General features: G+C 65.7%; 4 protein-coding genes and 1 pseudogene. 4 read left to right on the top strand and 1 reads right to left on the bottom strand.

The window, feature by feature from the left end; translation table 11 throughout:
* The 4 genes and pseudogenes from APH30_RS26485 to APH30_RS26470 all read left to right on the top strand — a co-directional run.
* Window positions 1-102, top strand: a pseudogene (locus APH30_RS26485) (multidrug DMT transporter); the annotation flags it as partial.
* Window positions 103-223: 121 nt separating this feature from the next.
* A complete protein-coding gene (locus APH30_RS26480; RefSeq protein WP_009681341.1) occupies window positions 224-1399 on the top strand; it encodes an FAD-binding oxidoreductase in 1176 nt (391 codons plus the stop codon).
* Window positions 1396-2208 carry an aldo/keto reductase gene (locus tag APH30_RS26475; RefSeq protein ID WP_054914193.1) on the top strand — a complete coding sequence of 271 codons (813 nt, stop codon included), beginning with the start codon at window positions 1396-1398 and terminating at the stop codon, window positions 2206-2208. Before APH30_RS26480 ends, APH30_RS26475 begins: the two co-directional genes overlap by 4 nt.
* 53 nt (window positions 2209-2261) lie before the next feature.
* Window positions 2262-3230 carry a hypothetical protein gene (locus APH30_RS26470; RefSeq protein WP_054904857.1) on the top strand — a complete coding sequence of 323 codons (969 nt, stop codon included), beginning with the start codon at window positions 2262-2264 and terminating at the stop codon, window positions 3228-3230.
* 166 nt (window positions 3231-3396) lie between these two features.
* On the opposite strand, the gene APH30_RS29740 is transcribed toward APH30_RS26470, so the two are convergent.
* Window positions 3397-3499 (bottom strand): hypothetical protein (locus APH30_RS29740; protein WP_256222147.1); only part of this gene is annotated, 103 nt, incomplete at its 5' end.

Here is a 3499-nt window from a genome sequence, read left to right as displayed (position 1 = left end):
ATCTACGGGCAGAAACTGGATGTGCCGGCGATGCTGGGGATGGCGATGATTGTCGGCGGGGTGGTGGTGATTCAGCTGTTCTCCAAGACCACCGGGCATTGAGCTGTGCCCCGCGAGGCAAGCCAGCGCCCACGGGGTAGCACTGGCCGGGTTTGCCGGCGGTAGGGCCCGCTGGGGGATACCCTGTATACTTGCCAGCTGTCCCAGTCTTCGAGGTACCGCCATGCCATCTGCCATTTCCACTGACGTGCTGATCGTCGGCGCCGGGGTCGCAGGCCTCTGGCTCAATGCACGCCTGCGCCGCATGGGGTATTCGACAGTGCTGGTGGAGCGCGCCAGCCTTGGCGGTGAGCAGACTATCAAGTCCCAGGGCATTATCCATGGCGGCACCAAGTACGCCCTGCACGGTGCCCTGACCGGCGCGTCGGAAGCCATTGCCGACATGCCGCGCCGCTGGCGCGAAGCCTTGAGCGGCAGCGGCGAGCTGGATCTTGCCGGCACCCGCCTGCTGTCCGATGCCCACTACCTGTGGTCGCCAGGCACCCTGGCCGGCAACCTCACCAGCTTCTTTGCCAGCAAGGCCGTGCGCGGCCGGGTCGATCAGGTAAAGGGCGAGCAACTGCCACCCGCCCTGCAAGACCGCGCGTTCAAAGGCAAGGTCTACCGCCTGGCTGAACTGGTCATCGACGTGCCCAGCCTGCTGGCCAACCTGGCCGAACTGGCAGGTGACAGCCTGCTGGCTGGCGAGCACATCGAACCGCTGCGCGAAGGTGAAGAACTGGTCGGCCTGCGCGTGGACGGCCGTGACATCCGTGCGCAACGCATCGTACTCAGCGCCGGCGCCGGCACCGCCGACCTGCTGCATGCCGTGGGGCTGCAGCAGCCGGCCATGCAAACCCGCCCGTTGCACATGGTGCTGGCCAAAGGCGCCAACCTCAAACCGCTGTACGCACACTGCCTGGGCAGCGGGCCAAAGCCCAGGGTCACCATCACCACCCACCCCGCGGCCGATGGCCAGTGGGTCTGGTACCTGGGTGGCGACCTGGCCGAAGCCGATGGCGTCGCCCGCGAGCCTGCGGCACAAATAGCCGCCGCCCAGAAGGAAATCGCCAGCCTGCTGCCTTGGGTCGACCAAAGCCAACTGCACTGGGCCACACTGCGGGTCGACCGCGCAGAACCGGCACAGTCCGGCCTGGTACGCCCGGACAACGCCTTCCTCGCCGAGCAACACCGCCTGCTGGTGGGCTGGCCGACCAAACTGGCGCTGGCACCGGACTTCAGCGACCGCGTCATCAGCCACCTGCAACGCGACGGGATCCGCCCACAGGCGCATGCCGAGCTAGGCGACCTGCCTCGGCCGGTGCTGGGTGTGCCGGCCTGGGAGCGCCTGCTGCCATGAGCCTGCCCACCCTGCACGGTTTGCAACGCCCGCTGGGCAGCACCGGCTTTCAGGTTTCGCCACTCGGCCTGGGTACGGTCAAGCTGGGCCGCGATCAGGGCGTGAAATACCCCAATGGGTTCACCATCCCCAGCGACGACGAAGCCCGCATGCTGCTGGCCCAGGCCCGCGAACTGGGCATCAACCTGATCGATACCGCCCCCGCCTATGGCCGCAGCGAGGAACGCCTGGGCCCGCTGCTGCGCGGCCAGCGCGACGCGTGGGTGATCGTGAGCAAGGTCGGGGAAGAATTCGACGGTGGCCAGTCACATTTCGATTTCACCGCCGCCCACACCCGCCGCTCGGTGGAGCGCAGCCTGCGCCGCCTGGAAACCGACCGCATCGACCTGGTGCTGGTGCATTCCGACGGCAACGACCTGGCCATTCTTGAACAGCAAGAGGTGTACCAGACGCTGGCCGCGCTCAAACAAGAGGGCAAGATCCTTGGCTACGGCCTGTCCGGCAAAACCGTCGCCGGGGGCCTGAAGGCCCTGGAGCAAGGCGATTGCGCCATGGTCACCTACAACCTCAGCGAGCAGGCAGAACGGCCGGTGCTGGACTACGCTGCCGAGCACGGCAAGGCCATCCTGGTGAAAAAGGCGCTGGCCAGCGGGCACCTTTGCCTGGCGCCGGGTGTCGACCCTGTGAAGGCCAGTTTCGAACTGCTGTTCGCCCACCCGGGCGTCAGCAGTGCTATCGTCGGCACCATCAACCCGTTGCACCTGGCCCATAACGTGGCCACCGTTGCCCGTATTCTGGGCCAGCACTGAGTTACCCACGGCCCCCTGGGCCTGGAAACTGACCCGACGCAAGGAGGAGCCTCGTGGCGCGAACGCTGATCCGCAAGAACCCGAGCAACTTCAAGACACTGCCATTGCACGTCGAGGCGAGCGCCGAAGGGCTGATTTACCAGAGCATCGGCATGCCGCTGAATTTCGCCCAGACCCAACAGCGGCGCAAAGCCATCGAACTGCCCGACCCGCAGCGCTTCGTGGCCGAACTGGCAAACCTGGGCGTATCGGTGCGCCTGACGCTGCATTGGCAGAACCGCGATTACTGGGTGCTGGTGCGCCAGCGCCGGCAAGACCGGGGCGATGTGGTACTGAAACTGATTTCCGGCTACGTGCCGGCGCAGGAGCTGAACCTGCCCCTGCATACTGCCGTGCAGGAAGTGGCCGAAGAATGCCTGCTGGAAACCCCGGAAGGCTGGCTGGGCGGGCGCTTCAACGACACTTGGCTACCCGTCCCCTACGCTGCCGCCCTGCACTACCGCGAAACCCCGCACTTCGTGCTGGCCCCGCAATCCGGTGCCGCCCGGCCCGTACACTGTGGCCAGCTGCCCCTGCTGGAGCGGCCGCGGGCCTATGTGCACTTGCCCACTGCGTCGTTGCAACTGATCTATGACATGCGTTTGCAGGTGCCGCGGGACGCCAAGAAGCTCAGCTTGTTCCACGTTGACGAGCGTTTGGAAGGCGACCAACTGGTGGCGAGGCTCAACCGCAAGCGCCCTGACCTGTACCTGATGCCGTTGCAGGACGGCCAACCGCTGGCAGAGCTGTACACGTTGAAGAAGGACGAATTGGTGCCTGCGAGTACGCGCGGCCTTTACCTGGCCGAAAGCTTTGCCAGGCAGGAAGGTTGGGTAGTGGCGGACGAGCGGGTGCGCTGGAGGGATTGGGTCAAGCAGCAAGGCCTGGTGGAAAGCAAGCCGGCGCGGGCCTCACGCCTGCAACGTTTCGGCGACAAGGCGCGGGCGTTGCTGCAGCGGGCGCGCACCTCACTTCACAAATAAGATTCTGAAGCCTGCGTGGCCCCTGTAGGAGCGGCCTTGTGTCGCGAAAGGGCTGCGCAGCAGCCCCAGCTATTTTTGCATTTGCGGCGGAATCCTGGGGCTGCTGCGCAGCCCTTTCGCGACACAAGGCCGCTCCTACACAGACCAGTGAAAGAGTGGCGCTCGATCAGTGCTTGCGGATCTTCTCGACAATAGCCGTGGTCGAGCTGTTCTCGACCAGCCCCAGCACCTTCACGGTGCCGCCGTAGGCCTTGACGATGTCGGCGCCG

The organism is Pseudomonas sp. NBRC 111127, from assembly GCF_001320345.1.
GTDB classification, from domain to species: domain Bacteria; phylum Pseudomonadota; class Gammaproteobacteria; order Pseudomonadales; family Pseudomonadaceae; genus Aquipseudomonas; species Aquipseudomonas juntendi.
This window is presented reverse-complemented; position numbering and strand designations above follow the sequence as displayed.